The 19,166-nt window shown below is 62.0% G+C and carries 21 protein-coding genes; 12 read left to right on the forward strand and 9 right to left on the reverse strand.

The features are described from left to right. Positions 1 to 12: 12 nt before the first annotated feature. The 7 genes from OQ248_RS07515 (at position 13) to OQ248_RS07545 (ending at position 5,917) form a co-directional block, all read left to right on the forward strand. Complete coding sequence (locus OQ248_RS07515) at positions 13 to 852, forward strand: urease accessory protein UreD (RefSeq protein ID WP_265812472.1); 840 nt, start codon at positions 13 to 15, stop codon at positions 850 to 852. Between the two features lie 225 nt (positions 853 to 1,077). Further along, positions 1,078 to 1,380 carry an urease subunit gamma gene (ureA, locus tag OQ248_RS07520; protein WP_039766748.1) on the forward strand — a complete coding sequence of 101 codons (303 nt, stop codon included), beginning with the start codon at positions 1,078 to 1,080 and terminating at the stop codon, positions 1,378 to 1,380. A 9-nt stretch (positions 1,381 to 1,389) separates the two neighbouring features. Beyond that, a complete protein-coding gene (locus tag OQ248_RS07525; protein ID WP_265812473.1) occupies positions 1,390 to 1,923 on the forward strand; it encodes a GNAT family N-acetyltransferase in 534 nt (177 codons plus the stop codon). Between the two features lie 5 nt (positions 1,924 to 1,928). Further along, entirely contained in the window at positions 1,929 to 2,462 is a 534-nt protein-coding gene (locus tag OQ248_RS07530; protein WP_265812474.1) for a GNAT family N-acetyltransferase, read from the forward strand. Continuing rightward, entirely contained in the window at positions 2,462 to 2,767 is a 306-nt protein-coding gene (locus OQ248_RS07535) for an urease subunit beta (RefSeq protein ID WP_096819774.1), read from the forward strand. The genes OQ248_RS07530 and OQ248_RS07535 overlap by 1 nt, the downstream gene beginning before the upstream one ends. A gap of 149 nt (positions 2,768 to 2,916) precedes the next feature. Continuing rightward, a complete protein-coding gene (gene ureC / locus OQ248_RS07540) occupies positions 2,917 to 4,617 on the forward strand; it encodes an urease subunit alpha (protein WP_265812475.1) in 1,701 nt (566 codons plus the stop codon). Positions 4,618 to 4,789: 172 nt separating this feature from the next. Beyond that, the gene (locus tag OQ248_RS07545) at positions 4,790 to 5,917 is read left to right on the forward strand and encodes a HAMP domain-containing sensor histidine kinase (protein WP_265812476.1); all 1,128 of its coding nucleotides are present in this window, start codon (positions 4,790 to 4,792) and stop codon (positions 5,915 to 5,917) included. A gap of 5 nt (positions 5,918 to 5,922) precedes the next feature. On the opposite strand, the gene OQ248_RS07550 is transcribed toward OQ248_RS07545, so the two are convergent. Beyond that, positions 5,923 to 6,228: a chaperone modulator CbpM gene (locus OQ248_RS07550; protein WP_119429418.1), complete on the reverse strand. Its 306-nt coding sequence runs from the start codon at positions 6,226 to 6,228 to the stop codon at positions 5,923 to 5,925. 23 nt (positions 6,229 to 6,251) lie between these two features. Beyond that, the gene (locus OQ248_RS07555; RefSeq protein WP_265812477.1) at positions 6,252 to 7,202 is read right to left on the reverse strand and encodes a DnaJ C-terminal domain-containing protein; all 951 of its coding nucleotides are present in this window, start codon (positions 7,200 to 7,202) and stop codon (positions 6,252 to 6,254) included. 292 nt (positions 7,203 to 7,494) lie between these two features. Here OQ248_RS07555 and OQ248_RS07560 point away from each other — a divergent pair, with 292 nt between their 5' ends. After that, on the forward strand, positions 7,495 to 8,769 hold the full coding sequence (locus OQ248_RS07560; RefSeq protein WP_265812478.1) for an Hsp70 family protein: 1,275 nt from the start codon (positions 7,495 to 7,497) through the stop codon (positions 8,767 to 8,769). Positions 8,770 to 8,880: 111 nt separating this feature from the next. Here the strand turns inward: OQ248_RS07560 and OQ248_RS07565 are convergent, their stop codons facing one another. The 3 genes from OQ248_RS07565 to OQ248_RS07575 all read right to left on the reverse strand — a co-directional run bounded on the left by OQ248_RS07565 (position 8,881) and on the right by OQ248_RS07575 (position 11,390). Then, a complete protein-coding gene (locus OQ248_RS07565; RefSeq protein ID WP_085711192.1) occupies positions 8,881 to 9,894 on the reverse strand; it encodes an AI-2E family transporter in 1,014 nt (337 codons plus the stop codon). Between the two features lie 332 nt (positions 9,895 to 10,226). Continuing rightward, positions 10,227 to 10,532, reverse strand: a complete 306-nt coding sequence (locus OQ248_RS07570; protein ID WP_065258819.1) for a PsiF family protein — start codon at positions 10,530 to 10,532, stop codon at positions 10,227 to 10,229. 63 nt (positions 10,533 to 10,595) lie between these two features. Further along, positions 10,596 to 11,390 carry a helix-turn-helix transcriptional regulator gene (locus tag OQ248_RS07575; protein WP_085711295.1) on the reverse strand — a complete coding sequence of 265 codons (795 nt, stop codon included), beginning with the start codon at positions 11,388 to 11,390 and terminating at the stop codon, positions 10,596 to 10,598. A gap of 98 nt (positions 11,391 to 11,488) precedes the next feature. On the opposite strand from OQ248_RS07575, the gene OQ248_RS07580 reads away from it, so the two are divergent. After that, on the forward strand, positions 11,489 to 12,382 hold the full coding sequence (locus OQ248_RS07580; RefSeq protein WP_114881242.1) for a DMT family transporter: 894 nt from the start codon (positions 11,489 to 11,491) through the stop codon (positions 12,380 to 12,382). On the opposite strand, the gene OQ248_RS07585 is transcribed toward OQ248_RS07580, so the two are convergent. The 3 genes from OQ248_RS07585 to OQ248_RS07595 all read right to left on the reverse strand — a co-directional run bounded on the left by OQ248_RS07585 (position 12,379) and on the right by OQ248_RS07595 (position 14,305). Then, complete coding sequence (locus OQ248_RS07585; protein WP_265812479.1) at positions 12,379 to 13,269, reverse strand: triacylglycerol lipase; 891 nt, start codon at positions 13,267 to 13,269, stop codon at positions 12,379 to 12,381. The genes OQ248_RS07580 and OQ248_RS07585 overlap by 4 nt on opposite strands. A 91-nt stretch (positions 13,270 to 13,360) precedes the next feature. Continuing rightward, complete coding sequence (locus tag OQ248_RS07590) at positions 13,361 to 13,666, reverse strand: multidrug efflux SMR transporter (RefSeq protein WP_007950617.1); 306 nt, start codon at positions 13,664 to 13,666, stop codon at positions 13,361 to 13,363. Further along, positions 13,667 to 14,305 (reverse strand): NAD(P)H-dependent oxidoreductase, encoded by a 639-nt coding sequence (locus tag OQ248_RS07595; protein WP_265812480.1) that lies wholly within the window; start codon positions 14,303 to 14,305, stop codon positions 13,667 to 13,669. Between the two features lie 108 nt (positions 14,306 to 14,413). Here OQ248_RS07595 and OQ248_RS07600 point away from each other — a divergent pair, with 108 nt between their 5' ends. Both OQ248_RS07600 and OQ248_RS07605 read left to right on the forward strand, forming a co-directional pair. Beyond that, on the forward strand, positions 14,414 to 15,343 hold the full coding sequence (locus OQ248_RS07600) for a LysR substrate-binding domain-containing protein (protein WP_265812481.1): 930 nt from the start codon (positions 14,414 to 14,416) through the stop codon (positions 15,341 to 15,343). A gap of 90 nt (positions 15,344 to 15,433) precedes the next feature. Further along, a complete protein-coding gene (locus tag OQ248_RS07605; RefSeq protein WP_085711185.1) occupies positions 15,434 to 15,964 on the forward strand; it encodes a ferritin-like domain-containing protein in 531 nt (176 codons plus the stop codon). A 101-nt stretch (positions 15,965 to 16,065) separates the two neighbouring features. Here the strand turns inward: OQ248_RS07605 and OQ248_RS07610 are convergent, their stop codons facing one another. Beyond that, on the reverse strand, positions 16,066 to 18,141 hold the full coding sequence (locus OQ248_RS07610) for an AsmA family protein (RefSeq protein ID WP_265812482.1): 2,076 nt from the start codon (positions 18,139 to 18,141) through the stop codon (positions 16,066 to 16,068). A gap of 375 nt (positions 18,142 to 18,516) precedes the next feature. Between OQ248_RS07610 and OQ248_RS07615 the strand changes: the two genes are divergently transcribed. Further along, a complete protein-coding gene (locus tag OQ248_RS07615) occupies positions 18,517 to 19,023 on the forward strand; it encodes a hypothetical protein (protein WP_085711183.1) in 507 nt (168 codons plus the stop codon). Positions 19,024 to 19,166: the final 143 nt, after the last annotated feature.

Raw genomic sequence — 19,166 nt, forward strand, 5'->3', positions numbered from 1 at the left:
TAATCAGAAAACATGAACTTACCTTTAGCGACTGCCCTGTTTACCCCGAGCTGGCATGCCGAGCTTGAGCTGGCCTACGCCCGCTTCGGCGATTGCACGCGCCCTGCCCGACGCCGGCACCTCGGCCCGCTGCGGGTGCAAAAGCATCTCTACGCCGAAGGGCCCGAGGTCTGCCAGCACATCATCGTTCACCCGCCGGGCGGCATTGCCGGCGGTGACCGGCTGAACATCAGCGCCCGCGTTGAACAGGATGCCTGGGCACAGATCACCAGCCCCGGCGCGGCCAAGTGGTATCGCGCGGCGTGCCCCGCCTATCAGTCGCTGAACCTGCATGTCGCCAACGGCGCGACACTGGAATGGCTGCCTCAGGAAACCATCGTCTACAGCGCCGCCCAGGCGCAACTCTCGACCTCGATCGAGCTTGAAGGCGATGCGCGGCTGTTCTACTGGGACGTGGTGGCCCTCGGGCGCCCGGCCAGTGGCGAGCGTTTCGACCTCGGGCATTTTCAGGCGCATCTGGATATTCGCCGCGATGGCCGGTTGCTGTGGCATGAACGCCAGCGCATCGTCGGTGATGATGGTCTGCTTGATTCGCCGATCGGGCTGGATGGCCATCCGGTGTTTGCGACATTGCTGGTGACCGGCGAAATCGACGCCGAACTGCTGGAGCGCTGCCGCTCGCTGGGGCATGAGGTGCGCGGGGATCTGACGCAATTGCCGGGGTTGCTGGTTGCGCGCTGCCTGGCCAGTGAAGCGTTGCTGGCGCGAGCGTGGCTTATTGAATTGTGGCGCTTGTTGCGGCCGAAATTGATGGGACGCGAGGCAGTACCGCCAAGAATATGGAACACCTGAAAACCAGCCCTCACCCCCCGCCCTCTCCCGGAGGGAGAGGGAGCCTGACCGAGGTGCCTGAAAAGAATTTGTTAACTCAAAAATGTTGCTGACTGAACTGGCCATAACAAACAACTGAGATCAGTCCCCTCTCCCTCGGGAGAGGGCTAGGGTGAGGGGGCGGTTCCAACTGACACCCCACTCACCGAAAGAACCACACAAATCTGCCCAAATGGATTTAAAACGATGGACCTGACCCCACGCGAGAAAGACAAGCTGCTGATCTTCACCGCCGGCCTCGTGGCCGAGCGGCGACTAGCCCGTGGCGTGAAGCTCAACTACCCGGAAGCCATGGCCTACATCTCGGCGGCGCTGCTCGAAGGCGCCCGGGACGGCCAGACCGTGGCCGAGCTGATGCACTACGGCACCACCCTGCTGACCCGCGATCAAGTGATGGAAGGCATCCCGGAAATGATCCCGGAGATCCAGGTCGAAGCGACGTTTCCCGACGGCACCAAACTGGTGACCGTCCACCAACCGATCGTCTGAGGCCGCGCCATGACTTACACCATCCGCGATGCCCTGCACGCCGACCTGCCGGCGATCCGCGACATCTACAACGACGCCGTGCTCAACACCACGGCGATCTGGAATGAATCCGCCGTCGATCTGGGCAACCGTCAGGCGTGGTTCAGCGCGCGCCAGGCCCAGGGTTATCCGATCCTGGTGATCGTCGACGCCGACAATACCACCCTCGGCTACGCTTCGTTCGGTGACTGGCGGCCGTTCGACGGCTTCCGCCACACCGTCGAGCACTCGGTCTACGTGCGTAGCGACCAGCGCGGTAACGGCCTCGGCCCGAAGTTGATGACCGCGCTGATCGAACGCGCGAAAACCTGCGGCAAGCACGTCATGGTCGCCGCCATCGAGAGCGGCAACGCCGCGTCGATCCGCCTGCACGAGCGCGCCGGTTTCATCACCACCGGGCAGATGCCGCAGGTCGGTACCAAGTTCGGCCGCTGGCTCGACCTGACCTTCATGCAACTGACCCTCAATCCTGGCGCGGAGCCGCCGCCCGCCAACAAGGAGTGACACCGATGAACCCCGCCCAACTGCGACGCGTCAATGCCGAAAGTTTTGCCCACTATCGTCAGGGCCTGATCGAGCTGCTGCTGGACGCTGTGGGTTATGGCGCCAGCGTCGGCTTCATGGCCGATCTGGATGCAACTCAGGCCCGCACCTATTTCGATGAAGTGCAGGACAACCTGAACAAGGGCAACGTCTTGCTGTGGGTGGTGGTCAAGGACGAACAGGTGCAGGCCAGCGTGCAACTGGGCCTGTGCCAGAAGGCCAACGGCCTGAACCGCGCCGAAGTGCAGAAACTGCTGGTGCGCGAACAGGCCCGCCGGCGCGGCCTCGGCCAGCAGTTGATGGAAGCGCTGGAACTGACGGCCCGCCAGTACAAGCGCGGCATGCTTTACCTCGACACCGAGGCCGGCTCCCCCGCCGAAGATTTCTACAAGGCCCTGGGTTACACCCGCGCCGGGGAAATCCCCGATTACGCCTGCGACCCGAACGGCACCTATCGCCCGACGGCCCTCTATTACAAAGTCCTGCAAGGAGCGAACTGATGATTCCCGGCGAATACCGGATCCAGCCCGGCGATATCGAACTCAACGTCGGTCGCCGCACGATCAGCCTGAAAGTGGCGAACAGCGGCGACCGACCGATCCAGGTCGGCTCGCACTACCACTTTTTCGAAACCAACGACGCCCTGACCTTCGACCGCGCCGCCAGCCGTGGCATGCGCCTGAACATCCCGGCGGGCACCGCCGTGCGCTTCGAGCCGGGCCAGAGCCGCGAGGTGGAACTGGTGGATTACGCCGGGCATCGGCGGGTGTTCGGGTTTGCCGGGCGGGTCATGGGTGACCTCTGAATTTTGCAGTGCCCCCATCGCGAGCAGGCTCGCTCCCACATTAAACCGAGTTCCTCCAGCTGGAATCCGATCCCCTGTGGGAGCGAGCCTGCTCGCGAAAGTGAGCGCAGCGAACGATCTCAAAACCAATTGAATTCCAAGGCGAACACATGAAGATCTCGCGTCAAGCCTACGCCGACATGTTCGGCCCCACCGTCGGCGACAAGGTGCGCCTGGCCGACACCGAGCTGTGGATCGAAGTCGAACAGGACTTCACCACCTACGGCGAAGAAGTGAAATTCGGCGGCGGTAAAGTGATCCGCGACGGCCAGGGCCAGAGCCAGTTGCTGGCCGCCGAAGTGGTCGACACGCTGATCACCAACGCGTTGATCATCGACCACTGGGGCATCGTCAAGGCCGACGTCGGCCTCAAGAACGGGCGCATCGCCGCCATCGGCAAGGCCGGCAATCCGGACGTGCAGCCCGGCGTGACCATCGCCATCGGCGCCAGTACCGAAGTGATTGCCGGCGAAGGCATGATCCTCACCGCCGGCGGCATCGACACCCACATCCACTTCATCTGCCCGCAGCAGATCGAAGAAGCGCTGATGAGCGGTGTCACCACCATGATCGGCGGCGGCACCGGGCCGGCCACCGGCACCAATGCCACGACCTGCACGTCCGGGCCGTGGCACCTGGCGCGGATGCTTCAGGCGGCGGATGCGTTCCCGATGAACATCGGCCTCACCGGCAAGGGCAACGCCAGCCTGCCGGAGCCGCTGATCGAGCAGGTCAAGGCCGGTGCCATCGGCCTCAAGCTGCACGAAGACTGGGGCACCACGCCGGCGAGCATCGACAACTGCCTGAGCGTCGCCGACCAGTACGACGTGCAGGTGGCGATCCACACCGACACCCTCAACGAGTCCGGTTTCGTCGAAACCACCCTCGGCGCGTTCAAGGGTCGCACCATCCACACCTATCACACCGAAGGTGCCGGCGGCGGCCATGCGCCGGACATCATCAAGGCCTGCGGTTTCGCCAACGTGCTGCCGAGTTCGACCAACCCGACGCGGCCGTTCACCCGCAACACCATCGACGAACACCTCGACATGCTGATGGTCTGCCACCACCTCGATCCGAGCATCGCTGAAGACGTGGCGTTCGCCGAAAGCCGCATCCGCCGTGAAACCATAGCCGCCGAAGACATCCTCCACGACCTCGGCGCGTTCTCGATGATCAGCTCCGACAGCCAGGCCATGGGCCGCGTCGGTGAAGTCATCACGCGCACCTGGCAGACCGCCGACAAGATGAAAAAGCAGCGCGGCCCGTTGCTTCAGGACGGCGAAGGCAACGACAACTTCCGCGCCAAGCGCTACATCGCCAAGTACACGATCAACCCGGCGATCACTCATGGCATCAGCCATGAAGTGGGTTCGGTGGAAGTCGGCAAGTGGGCGGATCTGGTGCTGTGGCGCCCGGCGTTCTTCGGCGTGAAACCGACGCTGATCCTCAAGGGCGGCGCCATTGCCGCGAGCCTGATGGGCGATGCCAACGCCTCGATCCCGACCCCACAACCGGTGCACTACCGCCCGATGTTCGCCAGCTACGGTGGCTCGCTGCACGCCACCAGCCTGACCTTCATCAGCCAGGCGGCGCAGGAATCCGGGCTGCCCGAAGCCTTGGGCTTGAAGAAGAAAATCGCCGTGGTCAAAGGTTGCCGCGACGTGCAGAAAACCGACCTGATCCACAACGATTACCTGCCGAACATCGACGTCGACCCGCAGACCTATCAGGTCAAGGCCGACGGCGTATTGCTCTGGTGCGAACCGGCCGAGACCCTGCCGATGGCCCAGCGTTACTTTCTGTTCTAGGTTCACCGACACACGGAAAAGGCCTCGGGCTCGCGCATGACGCGCGGACCGAGGCCTTTTCCGTGTCGATCGATTGTCTGAGGATGGCGGAACTCTCGAACGGTCGTGTGATTCTCGCCAGACGGACTACGCTTCGAGACGCACACTGCAATTCCCGTTCAGGTAATCCTTCATGCGTCTTTCCGGATTCATCGAAACCCATGTTGATGCAATCGTCGGTGAATGGGAAAAATTCGCCCGGACCATCACCCCCGCAGCCGACTTTCTCGACGGCCCGGCCCTGCGCGACCATGCCCGGTCGATCCTGCTGGCCGCTGCGCGCGACATGAGTAAACCCCAGACGCCCCGCGAGCAGGCGGCCAAGGCCAAAGGCGAAGGTCCGGAGAAGACTCCCAGCCTGGACAAGGCGGGTGCCAGCCACGGTGAACTGCGCCACACGGTGGGCTTTGATCTGGTCCAGATGACGTCCGAATTTCGGCATCTGCGTGCCTGTGTGATCCGGCTGTGGATTACCCATCTGAAATCACCGGACATGGCCGCTTTCCAGGACATGATCCGCTTCAACGAAGCCATCGATGAAGCCCTCGCCGAATCGACCGCAGCCTACGCCGAACAGGTCAATCGCTCGCGGGACATATTCCTCGCGATCCTCGGTCACGACCTGCGCGCACCGCTGCAAGCGGTCAGCATGTCGACCGAGTTGCTGATGCGTAAAACCACCCTTGAAGGCGATGCGCTGACCTGCGCGTTGAATATCAAACAAGGCGCGCGGCACATGGCGGCGATGGTCAGCGACCTGCTGGAACTGGTGCGCAGCCGTCTGGGCAAGAACCTGCCGATCGAAACGGCGCTGATGGATCTGGCCGACACGGCGCGGGCAGCCATCGCCGAAGCCTGTGCCGGTAACCCGGAGTGTGATCCGACATTGAAGATCGAGGGCGACACCCGGGGCATGTGGGATGGCGCAAGACTCGACCAACTGCTGCAAAACCTGATCGGCAATGCCTTGCAACACGGGTCTGAGCCGCGGGAGGTGATAGTGACGCTGACGGGAAAAGCGGATCATGTGCTCCTGACCGTGCACAACTACGGCGACCCCATCCCCGAAGAAGCCATCGGTACCATTTTCGACCCCTTGGTACGCAGCTCCGACGAAGAACTCGGCCAGCCATCGACCAGCCTCGGTCTGGGCCTGTTCATCGTCAAGGAAGTGGTGACCGCCCACGGCGGGACGATCGAAGTCAGCTCAAGCGAAACCGAAGGGACGCTGTTCAGCGTGATGCTGCCAAGGAAGAGCTGAAGCGGTCACTCGACCACCAGCCGCCCCAACCGCTGACGCAGCATGCGGTTCTCGGCCCGCAGCTCCTGCACTTCTTCCAGCAGGTCCAGCGCCAGGGCGACGCCTTCCCATTCCAGCTCCAGGTCGCGCCGCAGCTTGGCGGCGCGTTTGGCCAGTGCCAGTTCGTAGTCGGTGAAGCGCCATTCCCGGGGCTGCGCGCCCTGAGGTTCGAGGATGCCGTGTTCGACGATTTCGATCACGTAGACGTCCGACAGGTCGGCCGCCTCACAGAATTCTGCCATGTCCAGTTGAACGATCAGGGGGCTGCTCATGATGGGCTACTCCGTCGTCAGTATCAGAAGTTCTCTCGCGGATTGAAGGCGGCCTTCTTCGCCAGTTCTTGCCACAGCGCCTTGACGTCATCGCCGGCGGCTTTCGGCATCACGGTCTTGAGCTGGACGAACAGGTAACCGCGTTCGCCGGCCTTGTTCTGCAGACCGTGGCCCTTGGCGCGCATGCGCTGGCCGTTCTGGCTGCCGGCCGGCACCTTGAGGTTGATCTTGCCGGTCAAGGTCGGCACCGCCACTTCGGTGCCCAGCGCCAGTTCCCACGGCGCCAGCGGCAGAGTGATGATCAGGTTTTCGCCTTCGACATCGAATTTCGGGTGCGGCGCGAAACGAATTGTCAGGTACAGATCGCCGTTGGCGCCGCCACCGATGCCCGGCGCACCCTGGCCCTTGAGGCGGATGCGCTCGCCGTCGGTCACGCCCGCCGGGATCTTCACGTTCAGGCTCTTGCTGGTGTTACTGACGTGCTGGCCGCTGGCGTTGTATTGCGGCACCTGGAAGCTGATCTTTTTCGATTCGTTCGACAGGGTTTCTTCCAGGAAAATCGGCAGTTCCAGTTCCACGTCTTGCCCTCGGCGCCCGGCGCTGCGGGATTGCCGGCCAGCGCCGCCACCGAAACCGGGGCCGCGATTGCCAAAGATCGAACTGAAGAAGTCCGAGAAATCACCCGTTTCGCCACCACCGCCGCCGAAGCCGCCACGGCTCTGCCAGCCCGGTGGGCCCTGGAACGGCTGACCGTGCTGGCCGTAGCGACGCAGGTCGTCGTATTCGGCGCGCTTGTCGGCGCTTTTCAGCGCTTCATAGGCTTCCGAGGCGTCCTTGAACTTGGCCTCGGCGTCTTTTTCCTTGCTGACATCGGGGTGGTATTTGCGCGCGAGCTTGCGATAGGCAGCCTTGATTGCCTTGTCGTCAGCCGTCGGCTCCACGCCGAGTATCTTGTAATAGTCTTTGAAGTCCATCGAAGGAATCACCATCCGTTATCGATTTCGCGCCGTTGCCAGCATGCGCCGATTCGCGCAAGGCCGGTTGACCGATCTCAAGGTTGTGACCGGGTGGCGCAGCAGAAGTTTATCGGCAGTGGACGGCGGTTCTTGCGACCGCCGGTGTGTCTGCCGGCCCATGCCAGCAAGTTTGGGGCAAAGCGCCGACTTTCAAGCAAGCTTAGACGCGAAATAGCGGATGACCGGCCTTCGAATCTGTCGCGCACTGACATACACTGCGCGGCCGTTTTTTTGACCGGAACCGAAAGACATGAAAGACGCCTCTCCAGCCCGTGCCTGCGGCATCGACTTTGGCACGTCCAACTCCACCGTCGGCTGGCTGCGCCCCGGCATGGAAACGATGATCGCGCTGGAAGACGACAAGATCACCCTGCCGTCGGTGGTCTTCTTCAACATCGAAGAACGCCGCCCGGTCTACGGTCGCCTCGCGCTGCACGAATACCTGGAAGGCTATGAAGGCCGGCTGATGCGCTCGCTCAAGAGCCTGCTCGGTTCCAAGCTGATCAAGCACGACACCAGCGTCCTCGGCACCGCGATGCCGTTCAAGGACCTGCTCGGGCTGTTCATCGGCCAGCTCAAGAGCCGTGCCGAAGCCGCCGCCGGTCGTGAGTTCGAGCAGGTGGTGCTGGGTCGCCCGGTGTTCTTCGTCGACGACGATCCGCTGGCCGACCAGGAAGCCGAAGACACCCTGGTGGAAGTGGCGCGCAAGCTCGGTTTCAAGGACGTTTCGTTCCAGTACGAGCCGATCGCTGCGGCCTTCGACTACGAGTCGACCATCGAAAAGGAAGAGCTGGTACTGATCGTCGACATCGGCGGTGGTACGTCGGACTTCTCGCTGGTGCGCCTGTCGCCAGAGCGTCGGGGCATGGATAACCGTCACGACGACATCCTCGCCACCGGCGGCGTGCACATCGGCGGGACCGACTTCGACAAGCAATTGAGCCTGCAAGGCCTGATGCCGCTGTTCGGCTACGGCAGCCGCATGAAGAGCGGCGCGTTCATGCCGACCAGCCACCACATGAACCTGGCGACCTGGCACACCATCAACTCGGTGTACTCGCAGAAGTCGACCCTGGCCCTGGGCAGCATGCGCTATGACATCGAGGACACCGGTGGCATCGACCGTCTGTTCAAACTGATCGAACAGCGCGCCGGGCACTGGCTGGCGATGGAAGTGGAAGAAACCAAGATTCATCTGACCCACAACGACAGCCGCCACGTGCCGCTGGACCGGATCGAATCCGGACTGAACGTCGAGTTGACCCGCGCCCTGTTCGAATCGGCCATCGAGGCGCAGCTTGAGCGCGTGCGTAGCAGCGTCACACAACTGCTGGCGGACGCCAATGTGGCGGTGGGTCAGGTCGATACGGTGTTCTTCACCGGCGGTTCCAGCGGTATTCCGGCGCTGCGCAACAGCGTTTCGGCGATGCTGCCGAACGCGCGGCATGTGGAAGGGAATATCTTTGGCAGCATCGGCAGCGGTCTGGCGATTGAGGCCATGAAGCGTTATGGCTCGATGAACTGATCCAAAAGCGGCGGTGCGCCCTTCGCGAGCAAGCCCGCTCCCACAGGTTCAGTGTGATCCTGTGGGAGCGGGCTTGCTCGCGAAAGGGCCTCTGACGCTATAAAGTCTGAATCAAACCATCCCGCCCAGCTTCAACTCACTCTTCAGATACGCGTAATAAATCGGCCCCGCCACCACCCCCGGCAGGCCGAACGCGGCCTCGAACACCAGCATCGCCAGCAGCAACTCCCAGGACTTGGCACTGATCTGCCCGCCGACGATGCGCGCGTTGAGGAAGTATTCGAGCTTGTGGATAAAGATCAGGTAGCCCAGCGCGGCAACCGCCACCCAGATCGACAGCGACAGGCCGACGATGGTGATCAGCGTGTTCGACATCAGGTTGCCGATCACCGGCAAAAGACCGAGCAGGAACGTCAGCACGATCAGGGTCTTGGTCAGCGGCAGCTTGATCCCGAACAGCGGCAGGATCACCGCCAGGAAGATCCCGGTGAAGAAGGTGTTGAGCAGGGAAATCTTGATCTGCGCGAAGACAATGTTGCGAAACGCCTGAACCAGCAGGTGCAGACGGTCGAACAGTGCGGCCGCCAGCGGCTTGCGTTTGGTGACATCCGGCACGCGCTGCAGGGCGATGATCGCGCCGAGCACCATGCCGATCAGCAAGGTCACGAACATGTGCGCCGCGTCCTTGCCCACCAGTTGCAGCTCGGACAGATGCTTGCTCGCCCACTCACCGATGGCCACACGGAACTCGGCGGCGCTGGCGGGCAAGTAGCTGTCGAGAAACGGCGGCAGTTGCCCGCGCGCACGGTCAACCACACCCATGAATTTGTCGAGGGAAGCCCCGGGATTTTCCGCCTCGTGCAGCAGGAAACTGATGGCCCCGGCAAAGATCAGCGCCAGCACACTCACCACCAGCGTGCCCAGCAATGCCACCGCCAACCACCGTGCGCGGCGGCCTTCGATAAGCCGTTGCAGTTGCGGAGTGAGCATGTTGACCAGCTCGAACACCAACAAACCGGCCAAAAGACTGGGCAACAGACGCAACGGCAGCACCAGCAGCAAACCGCCGAAAATGATGATGCAACTGACCCAGAACACAACATGACGCTCAGAAAACGTTGGCATACAGCCTCAAAACGAACGGCGTAAAAGGATTGGCAGTCTGCCAGCGATCCTTGGGGAGCACTAGGGATATGCGGTGTTTGTGGGTTTCGGGCTTGGCTTGATAACCAGCCCTCACCCTAGCCCTCTCCCGGAGGGAGAGGGAACCGATCGCGTCGATTTAGAGAACTTCAGCAACCTGACAGTCCAAGTCGATTCAGGATTCAGCACCGCACGTTCAGGTCGGCGCAAATACCAGCCATCCCCGAATCGGTCCCCTCTCCTTCTGGGAGAGGGTTAGGGTGAGGGCCAGACCTGAGGCCGAACACATCTGCCAGTCACCACTCAAACCCGCTTTATTTCTTCTTCAGGCAATCACTCATGAACGCCTTGCGCGCATCGCCCGTCAGCGCCTTGGTCTTGGCATCGGCATTACAGGTTTTCATCTTTTCCTGCTGCGGAGTCAGGGTCTTGGCGTCATTGGCCGCTGGCGCTGCCTTCAGGCAAGTGCTCATGAAGGCTTTGCGCTCGTCGCCCTTGAGGCTCTTGGCCGTGGCGTCGGCGTTGCAGGTGGTCATCTTGTTCTGTTGCGCCGTGGCGGCAAAACCCTGGGAGCACAGCAGCAGACCGATCATCAACAAAGGGACACGCAGCATCTTCATGGAGTTTTCTCCTTGTCGCCGCATCGATGGATACGGCCTCCGGCTGAGTGTAGTCAAAGCTTGTTACACCTTCCTGCTCTCCAGGTGACTGCGCCGGTATTGCTCCGGCGTACACCCGGCCTGACGGGCGAACATGGCGATGAACGCCGAGCCGCTGCTGTAACCGAGATCGAAGGCGATTTCCTGCACGCTGCGCGAACTCTCCAGCGCCTCGATGGCGGCGAGATAGCGCAAGCGCTGGCGCCACTCGCCGAAACTCATCCCCAACTCACGCACGAATTGCCGGGCCAGGGTGCGCTCGCTGACATGCACCTGCGCCGCCCAGTGCGCCAGCGGCTCGTTGTTGCCGGGCTCGGCCTGCAGGGTTTCGAGGATGGTCAGCAAACCGGGGCTGCTGGCATAGGGCAGATAACATTGATGAACCGGCGCCTGGCGCAGTTGATCCACCAGTACCTGAGCCAGGCGCTGGTCGGCGTCGAACGCGGGGATCTTCACATCCCGGGCGGCGAAGTCCTTGAGGATCGCCTTGAGAATATCGCTGATTGCCAGCGTGCAAGCCTGCGCCGGCAAGTCCGCGCAGACCTCGGGCGCCAGGCACACCGCCCGATAATTCACCGGCTGATGGCTGTAGAAACTGTGCTCGACCTGCGGTGGCACCCACACCGCGTATTGCGGCGGCGACATGAAGCGGCTGCCGTCGACATCCATGTGCAGCACGCCGTGGGCTGCGTATTCCAGGGTGCCCCACGGGTGGCGGTGCGGCGCGGCGTATTCGTGGGCGTTGAAGTCGGCGTAGCGGAAGTACACCGCCGACGGCAATTCGCTGAAATCCAGCAGATCGATGTGTTTACTGTTCATGCTGTCCGGAATCAGGGGCGGGTTGTCCGGTTCGCAGTATAGGCCTGCATCCAGACAGGGGATAATCACCGTTCATCAACGTACTGGTTTCTCCTCCCATGCAATACGCGTTTCCCCTGCTGGCGATTTTCATCTGGGCCGGCAACACCGTGATCAACAAACTCGCGGTCGGTGCGATCTTCCCCGCCGAAATCGGCTTCTATCGCTGGCTGCTCGCCGGCCTGCTGTTCACCCCGTTCATGCTCAAGAAGGTAATTGAACACTGGCCGCAGATCCGCCCGAACCTGGGCAAGATCTTCATCCTCGGCGTGCTGGGCATGGCGGTCTACCAGAGCCTGGCTTACTTCGCGGCGACCATGACCAGCGCCACCAACATGGGCATCATCCTGTCGCTGATGCCGTTGATGTCGCTGGCCATGGCAATCATCAGCCTCGGTCAGCGCCTGACCGCCGGTGCTCTGGTCGGTGCGGTGCTGTCATTCGCCGGGGTGCTGGTGGTGGTGTCGTCCGGCAGCCTCGGTGCGTTGCTGCAACACGGGGTGAACCTGGGTGACGCGATGATGCTGATCGCCACCCTCGCCTATGCGATCTACAGCACCCTGCTGAAAAAATGGCAGCTGCGCCTGCCGCCGCTGGTGTTGCTGTACCTGCAGGTGCTGGTGGCGGTGGTGGTGTTGTTTCCGTTGTACGCCATGTCGCCGAAAACCGGCCTGACCCTGCAGAACATTCCGCTGGTGCTGTACGCGTGCCTGCTGGCCTCGATGCTCGCGCCGCTGGCGTGGATGCAGGCCGTGCAGCGTTTGGGACCGAGCCGGACCACGCTGTTCTTCAACCTGCTGCCGTTGATCACCGCGCTGATTGCAGCGGTGGTGCTGAAGGAACAACTGGCGATGTATCACCTGGTCGGTGGCTTGCTGACGCTGGGCGGGGTGATTCTTTCCGAGCGCTGGACCACAGTTCTCGGTCGCTCCCGCACTCCGAGCGCGGCCTAAACCCCGGCGGCTTTCAACCGCGCCGCATGCTCGACGAACAGCCGCACCGGGTCCGCCCCTTTGCCGACCAGCCCCAGCGACTGGTTGACGATGTCGAAGTGATCCATCGGGTAGTCATCGCCGATGACCGTACCGAGGTGCGAGCTGTAGCGTCCGACCATGCCGTCGCACTGCCCCGGCTCGCGCACGAAGGTTTTGGCGAACAACCGACAGCTGCGGTTGGTGCCGTCGAACAGGTTGCCGCCACGGTCGGTCTTGCCCGGCTGCAAGGTGCCGGACCATGAGTAATAACGCACCCCGTTGACCTCCTCTGGCCCGTGCCCGCCCCACGTATCAGGCAGGCCCTGTGGATAACGCTGGTTGAACAGCGCCACGCCTTCGGTGGTCAGGGAGTTGTGCGAGGCGTGGATATCCACCGGCAGTTTCGGCCCGTGGTAACCGGTTTCCATAAGTGCCATCAGCCAGCCGACAAAGCGCAACAGCGCCTCGAGGATGCGACCCCGGGCGCTGTCCGCCGGATAGTGCTTCGCCAGATAGTCGGCCAGCTCCGAACCATGATTGGGCCCGGCCACCGAGGTCACCGATGCCACCAGATCCGGGCGTTTGGCTGCCGCATAACGCGCCGTCAACGAGCCCTGGCTATGGCCGAACAGATTGACCCTGGCCGCACCGGTCTCGCGCAGGATTTCATCGATCCGCGCCAGTAACTGTTCGCCGCGCACCTCGGTGGAATTGAGCGGCGACACCTGCACCGCAATCACCGTCGCCCCACCCCGGCGCAACGCTTTGATGATCCCGTACCAGTACGGGTACAGCACCAGACGGATGAAACCGAGCATTCCCGGCACCAGCACCAGTGGATAACGTGTGGCCGATTCCTGCGACATGGGCAGACATCCCTGTGGTCGGTGGGTGGATGCATGACGTGCAAAACGCCCGCCAAGCATCCTCCTCGATGATGACAAGTCCACGACCAGCCTACTTCAGCCCCACCACCCCCGCCACAATCAGCCCTACCGACAACAATTTCACCAGTGTCAGGCTCTCGCCCAGCAGCGCGAAACCGAGAAACACCGTGCCGAGCGAGCCGATGGCGGTCCAGATCGGATAGGCGATGCTCACCGGCAGCTCGCGCATGGCCAGGGTCAGGAAATAAATCCCGCCCACCGCCGCGACCACGGTAATCAGCGACGGCCACAGCCGGGTGAAACCCTCGGCGTACTTCATGCCCATGGCGAAGGTGACCTCGAACCCGGCCGCGATCAGCAGAAACAGCCAGGCCACTTAGAACTCCCGGGCCAGGTCGAGCAAGCGCTGCTCGGCCTCGGCCACTGACACCGCAAAGGTGCGTTCGGCGGATTCTTCGCCCTCGGCCGCGACCACCGTGACGTCGTTGATGCCGATGAACCCCAGTGCCGTGCGCAGCCACGGATCGGCGTGGTTCAGCGCCTCCAGCTCGCCGCCCGGGCCGAATCCAAAACCGCCGCGACTGGTGACGATCAGCGCTTTCTTGCCCTTCAGCAGCGGCGTGTATTGGGCTACGCCGTTGTCCAGGGTGTGGTCGAACGTCAGGCCCAGACGCACGATCTGATCGACCCAGGCCTTGAGGCCGCTGGGCACGTTGAAGTTGTACATCGGCGTGGAAATCAGCAGCAGGTCGTGATCGAACAACTCGCCCACCAGTTGATCGCTGAGGGCCAGATCGGCCTGTATCGACAGCGGCCGGGCTTCGGGCTCCGGATAAAACGCTGCGGCGACAAACGCCTCGTTGACCGCCGGAATCAGTGCACGCCCAACCTCGCGGCGGGTGACTTGCGCCTGCGGATGACGGACTTGCCAGGCACTGAGAAAACTTTCCGCCAGGCGCCGCGAATGGGAACGCTCACCGCGTGGACTGGCATGGATCGCAAGAATCTTGCTCATCTGAAACTCCTTGGGACTAGACTTGAGTGACTGTGTGGCGCCAGATTGCAGGCAGCACTTCTTTACCTCAAATGAGCAAAAATCAGTCTGGATGAATTTATTTCATCCATGGAGTTTTCCATGTTCGCTTCACTGCCACTGACCGCCCTGCGCGCCTTTGAATCCGCTTCACGGCTGTTGAGCTTCAAGGCGGCCGCCGAAGAACTGGCGGTGACGCCGACGGCGATTTCCCATCAGATCCGTTCGCTGGAGGACTGGCTCGGCGTGGCGCTGTTCGAACGCCTGCCGCGTCAGGTGCGCCTGACCGAGGGCGGCGAGCGGCTGTTCCGCAGCCTGCACGGCGCGCTATTGGAAGTGGCACAAAGCGTCGACACCCTGCGCCCGCAACGCAGCGGCAGCAGCCTGACGCTGTCGACCACCGCCGCCTTCGCCGCGCTGTGGCTGGTGCCGCGACTGGGGCGGTTTTATGCGAAACACCCGAACATCAATGTGCGGCTGGACACCCACTGCGAAGTGATCGATCTGCATCAGGACGCCAGCGTCGATCTGGTGCTGCGCTACAGCCTCGACGATTACCCGAACCTCTACGGGTTGTGTCTGTTCGATGAATCGTTCGGCGTGTACGGCTCGCCGGAGCAGGTGGCGCTGGCCGCCCGTCGCACGCCATCGCTGATCAGCGTGCACTGGCATAACTCGAAGTTGTACGCCCATGGCTGGGAAGCGTGGTGCGGCAAGTCCGGCGAGAACTGGATGAATCAGCATCCGGTGATCCGTGAATACGACGAAGAGCACTACGCCCTGCAAGCGGCCATCGCCGGGCAAGGGCTAGTGCTGGCAAGCAATATTCTGGTGTCGGAGAGCGTCGCCAGCGGGCTGCTGGTACCGTTCAAGGGCGAGGTTCAGGTCGATGGCGCGGGCTACAGCGCACTGTGCGTGCCGGGGCGCGAGCGGCATCCGCCGGTGCGGGCATTCTTCGCCTGGTTGCAGGAAGAGGCGCAGTTGTCAGGGCTGGCGCCAAGATCCGCGAAAAATACATAAAACTTTTTGCAGCGCGCATCACTCACAACCTGGGTAGCGATCACGTCGACAGAACGTGGCGCCAATCGGATTAGCCTCCAGGAGACTGAAATGAGTGACCTGCATTTGTCTGATGTTCAAACCCTGCGCGAGCGCGCACGACAACACGTCGAAAACGGCGCAGTGACCGAAAGCTACAGCGCCAATCGAGAAGAAGTGCTGCGTCTGCTCAACGAATCGCTGGCCACCGAACTGGTCTGCGTCTTGCGCTACAAGCGCCACTACTTCATGGCCAACGGCCTGAAAGCCAATGTTGCCGCCGACGAGTTTCTCGAACACGCCACTCAGGAAGCGGCTCACGCCGACCGCCTCGCCGAGCGCATCGTGCAACTGGGCGGCGAGCCCGAGTTCAACCCGGATCTGCTGTCGAAGATGTCCCACGCGCAATACGTGGCGGGCAAAACCCTGAAGGAAATGGTCTACGAAGACCTGGTGGCCGAACGGATCGCCATCGACAGCTATCGCGAAATCATTCAGTACATCGGCGAAAAGGATCCGACCACGCGCCGGATCTTCGAAGATATTCTGGCTCAGGAAGAAGAGCATGCCGATGACATGGCGGACATCCTGAAAGACCTCTGATTCCTCCAGATCCAATCGCGGGCAAGCCCGCTCCCACAGGTTTTCGCTGAACCTATGGGAGCGGACTTGCCCGCGATAGCTTTCTGATAAACGCTAAAGAATCATTTGGTGGGTTTGACGGTCACGGGTGCCTTGCCCGCCTTCATCTGCTCCAGCAACGGCGCGCACTGGTTCGGCTCGCCACCGCTCGGCGCCACCAGCGCCAGCAGCCCCGCCGCCGGTGCGGCGATCACGCCCAGCGCCACCATGCCGGCACCGCGCAGCATCAGCGGCACCGCTTTCACACCGGCATCCGGCTTGATGAACTTGCCGCGCACGTACAACGGTGAACGCAGGGAAATCAGACGCCAGCCTTTGGATTCCGGCGTCACAGTCAGGTCCAGTTGCTCGGTGGCCATGTTCGCGGTGCCGTCGATGTAGATGATCGCGTTCTCGGTATCGAACACGAACAGCCGCGTGGTCGCCAGGCCGGTCTTGATGTCGAAGTCCGCCGCCGCGCAGTTGATCTTCACTTCCTTGTCGCCGAAGACCTTGCCGACCACGTAGTTGCCGACGTTGAGTCCCGCCAGCTCCATCAGTTCACGACTGATGGCGCCGTCGTTGATCAGCATCTTCAGATTGCCGTTGGCGCCGCCCAGCAGTTTGGCCACCGAGTTGCCGCGACCGCTGATGTCGGCATCGCCGTTGAGCTCGCCGAAACTGGTCTTCATCGGCTCGAAGGTCGGGAACAGCTGCTTGAGCTTGAACTTGCGCGCGGTCAGCTTCGCCCGGCCTTCCAGCGGCTCGGTGCGACCATTGAGTCGGATCTGCGCATCAAGGTTGCCGCCGGCCACGCCGAAGCGCAGCGGTTCCAGGCTCAGTTCGCCGTCATTGAGCTTGAGGTGGGTATAGAGGTCGGTAAACGGCAGCTTCTCACTGTGGACGATGCGTTTGCCGGTGAATTCGACGTCGGCGTCCATCGCCCGCCAGCGGTCGGTCTTGAACTCCTCCACCGGCAGAACCTTGTCCGCCGGTTGCTTGCTCTCGCCACCACGGGCCTTTTGCTTGTCGTTGGAATCCGCGCCAATCAGCGGCGCGAGGTCGGCGAACAGCAGTTGATTGGACAGCAACGCCCCGCTGAGTTTGGGCCGTGGCTGGCTGGCGACGTAGGCGAGGTCGCCGTGAATGTCGCTGCCGCCGATCTTGCCGTTGAACTGCTCGTAGCGGAACTGCGCGCCGTCCGGTTCATGCAGCTTGGCAATCAGATGACCGTCGGTGGAATACGGCGGCGTGTCCGGCAGGGTCACGCCGGTCAGCGGATAGAGATTGCCGAGGCTGGCGCCCGCCAGTTTCAGGCGCAGGTCGAGGGCGCCGAGGTTGAGCGGATCGGTCAGGGTGCCGGCGAGTTCGATGCTGGTGTCGCCGATCTTCGCCTGGGCCTGCAGCGGGAACGGTTTGGCTGCGTCCTGCAGGGCCAGCAGGCCGCCGACCTTGCCTTGTCCGGTGAGTTTCTGACCGTGGTACTGGCCGGTGACTTTTAGTGCAAAAGCGTAATCCTGCGGTGCGCCGCCCTTTTCCAGCGCGGTTTTCGCCGCTTTGTCGCCGACGATTTCGCTGAAGGGAATCGGCTTGCCCAGCGGATCGATCAGCAAATCGAGATTGGTCTTGAGGGTCTGGTCGTCCAAGGTGACGTGCCCCTTGTCGAAACCGATGGCGCCGATGTCCACCACCCAGTTCGACGGTTCCGCATTCGGGTCCTTGGGATCGAATTTGAACGTCCAGTTGGCGCGGCCGTCGGCCAGACGCTGCAATTGCGCGTTGGGTTCGGTCAGGTCAATGCGCGGGATCGTCACCCGTTGCGCCAGCAAGGCCAGAGGCGAGATGCGCAGCTCGACTTTTTTGAGGGTGACCATCTGCGGCTGCTTCGACCAGTCCGGGTTGCCCAGGGTCAGATCTTCGGCCACCACATGCGGCCACGGCACCCAGGCGCGCCAACCGCCCTCGTCGAGTTCGCGCCGCCAGACCACCGACAGGTTGCCGTTGATGGCGAACGGTCGATGCAACTCTTCCGAAACTTTGGCATTGAGCGGCGGTTTGATCCGGTTCCAGTCGAAGAACACGATGATCAGGACCAGCACCGCCAGCAACAGCACGAGGGTGGCGAAGGTCCAGGCGAAGATTTTACGGGTGCGCGTCATGCACAAAGCTCCTGAAAACGACTGCGGATCGACGCCGCTGATACAACGAGCCTTGCAAGGCCCTCATGAAGTCTACGACTGACAAACCGCCCGCAGGTTTAATCGAAAGCCCCATCGGGGCCAAAAAACGGTGGCCATTCTGACCGATCGGTCGAATCGGCGTTACCGGCCCCGCACTTTTGCGGGGCGCAAGTGGGTGGAAAATACCCACTGCAGTGCAAAACCGCCCGTCTGAAACGCCCGAGCTAGAGCCTCCCAAGCGAACAATCAATTCTGTTGATTATTACCATTGTGTTTATGAACTTTTATATCGACTTATCGAGAGTAGCATTGGCTTCGTACCCACTTTATCGCCCTCCCAAGGAGCAACCCATCATGAAACGCCAACTTCTGTTCAGTCTTACCCTCTCGATGCTGGCCAGCACCGCTTTCGCTCTGCCAGCTGCCGATCAGGCTACCCCGCAAGTGAAATCCAGCCACTCGGTGTTCAGCCAGACTGTCGCGGCTGACGGTTCGGACCGCACTCCACAAGGCCAGACCCTGGCTGAAAACGGTCGTAACCGTCTGGAAGAAAAAGGTCTGGTTCAAGATGGCTATGACAAAACCCCACAAGGTCAAACCTTAGCCGAAGGTGGCCGTGATCGTCTGGAAGAGAAAGGCCTGGTTCAGGACGGTTACGACAAGACTCCACAAGGTCAAACTCTGGCCTCCGATGGCTACGACAAGACCCCACAAGGTCAGACTCTCGCCTCCGACGGCTACGACAAGACCCCACAAGGTCAGACCCTGGCTTCCGATGGCTACGATAAAACCCCACAAGGTCAAACTCTGGCCGAAGGTGGTGGTGACCGTGTGATCGAACGCAACAGCGCTTTGAGCTAAGCCCGTGGCGGCCTGGAAAAAAAGCCCAATCCCCGGATTGGGCTTTTGACTTTTCAGAGGCCGGCATAAAAGAAGTCGAGATTTCCCTGCTCCCTCTCCCCGCTGCCGTTCGACGCCGACAAAGCCGATTTGCTAGAGTGCGG

This window comes from Pseudomonas sp. COW5, from assembly GCF_026240005.1.
Lineage (GTDB): Bacteria > Pseudomonadota > Gammaproteobacteria > Pseudomonadales > Pseudomonadaceae > Aquipseudomonas > Aquipseudomonas kribbensis.

Coding starts and splice junctions, on each gene's coding strand:
- OQ248_RS07515 (WP_265812472.1), top strand. CDS start 13: ATGAACTTACCTTTAGCGACTGCCCTGTTTACCCCGAGCTGGCATGCC.
- ureA (WP_039766748.1), top strand. CDS start 1,078: ATGGACCTGACCCCACGCGAGAAAGACAAGCTGCTGATCTTCACCGCC.
- OQ248_RS07525 (WP_265812473.1), top strand. CDS start 1,390: ATGACTTACACCATCCGCGATGCCCTGCACGCCGACCTGCCGGCGATC.
- OQ248_RS07530 (WP_265812474.1), top strand. CDS start 1,929: ATGAACCCCGCCCAACTGCGACGCGTCAATGCCGAAAGTTTTGCCCAC.
- OQ248_RS07535 (WP_096819774.1), top strand. CDS start 2,462: ATGATTCCCGGCGAATACCGGATCCAGCCCGGCGATATCGAACTCAAC.
- ureC (WP_265812475.1), top strand. CDS start 2,917: ATGAAGATCTCGCGTCAAGCCTACGCCGACATGTTCGGCCCCACCGTC.
- OQ248_RS07545 (WP_265812476.1), top strand. CDS start 4,790: ATGCGTCTTTCCGGATTCATCGAAACCCATGTTGATGCAATCGTCGGT.
- OQ248_RS07550 (WP_119429418.1), bottom strand. CDS start 6,228: ATGAGCAGCCCCCTGATCGTTCAACTGGACATGGCAGAATTCTGTGAG.
- OQ248_RS07555 (WP_265812477.1), bottom strand. CDS start 7,202: ATGGACTTCAAAGACTATTACAAGATACTCGGCGTGGAGCCGACGGCT.
- OQ248_RS07560 (WP_265812478.1), top strand. CDS start 7,495: ATGAAAGACGCCTCTCCAGCCCGTGCCTGCGGCATCGACTTTGGCACG.
- OQ248_RS07565 (WP_085711192.1), bottom strand. CDS start 9,894: ATGCCAACGTTTTCTGAGCGTCATGTTGTGTTCTGGGTCAGTTGCATC.
- OQ248_RS07570 (WP_065258819.1), bottom strand. CDS start 10,532: ATGAAGATGCTGCGTGTCCCTTTGTTGATGATCGGTCTGCTGCTGTGC.
- OQ248_RS07575 (WP_085711295.1), bottom strand. CDS start 11,390: ATGAACAGTAAACACATCGATCTGCTGGATTTCAGCGAATTGCCGTCG.
- OQ248_RS07580 (WP_114881242.1), top strand. CDS start 11,489: ATGCAATACGCGTTTCCCCTGCTGGCGATTTTCATCTGGGCCGGCAAC.
- OQ248_RS07585 (WP_265812479.1), bottom strand. CDS start 13,269: ATGTCGCAGGAATCGGCCACACGTTATCCACTGGTGCTGGTGCCGGGA.
- OQ248_RS07595 (WP_265812480.1), bottom strand. CDS start 14,305: ATGAGCAAGATTCTTGCGATCCATGCCAGTCCACGCGGTGAGCGTTCC.
- OQ248_RS07600 (WP_265812481.1), top strand. CDS start 14,414: ATGGAGTTTTCCATGTTCGCTTCACTGCCACTGACCGCCCTGCGCGCC.
- OQ248_RS07605 (WP_085711185.1), top strand. CDS start 15,434: ATGAGTGACCTGCATTTGTCTGATGTTCAAACCCTGCGCGAGCGCGCA.
- OQ248_RS07610 (WP_265812482.1), bottom strand. CDS start 18,141: ATGACGCGCACCCGTAAAATCTTCGCCTGGACCTTCGCCACCCTCGTG.
- OQ248_RS07615 (WP_085711183.1), top strand. CDS start 18,517: ATGAAACGCCAACTTCTGTTCAGTCTTACCCTCTCGATGCTGGCCAGC.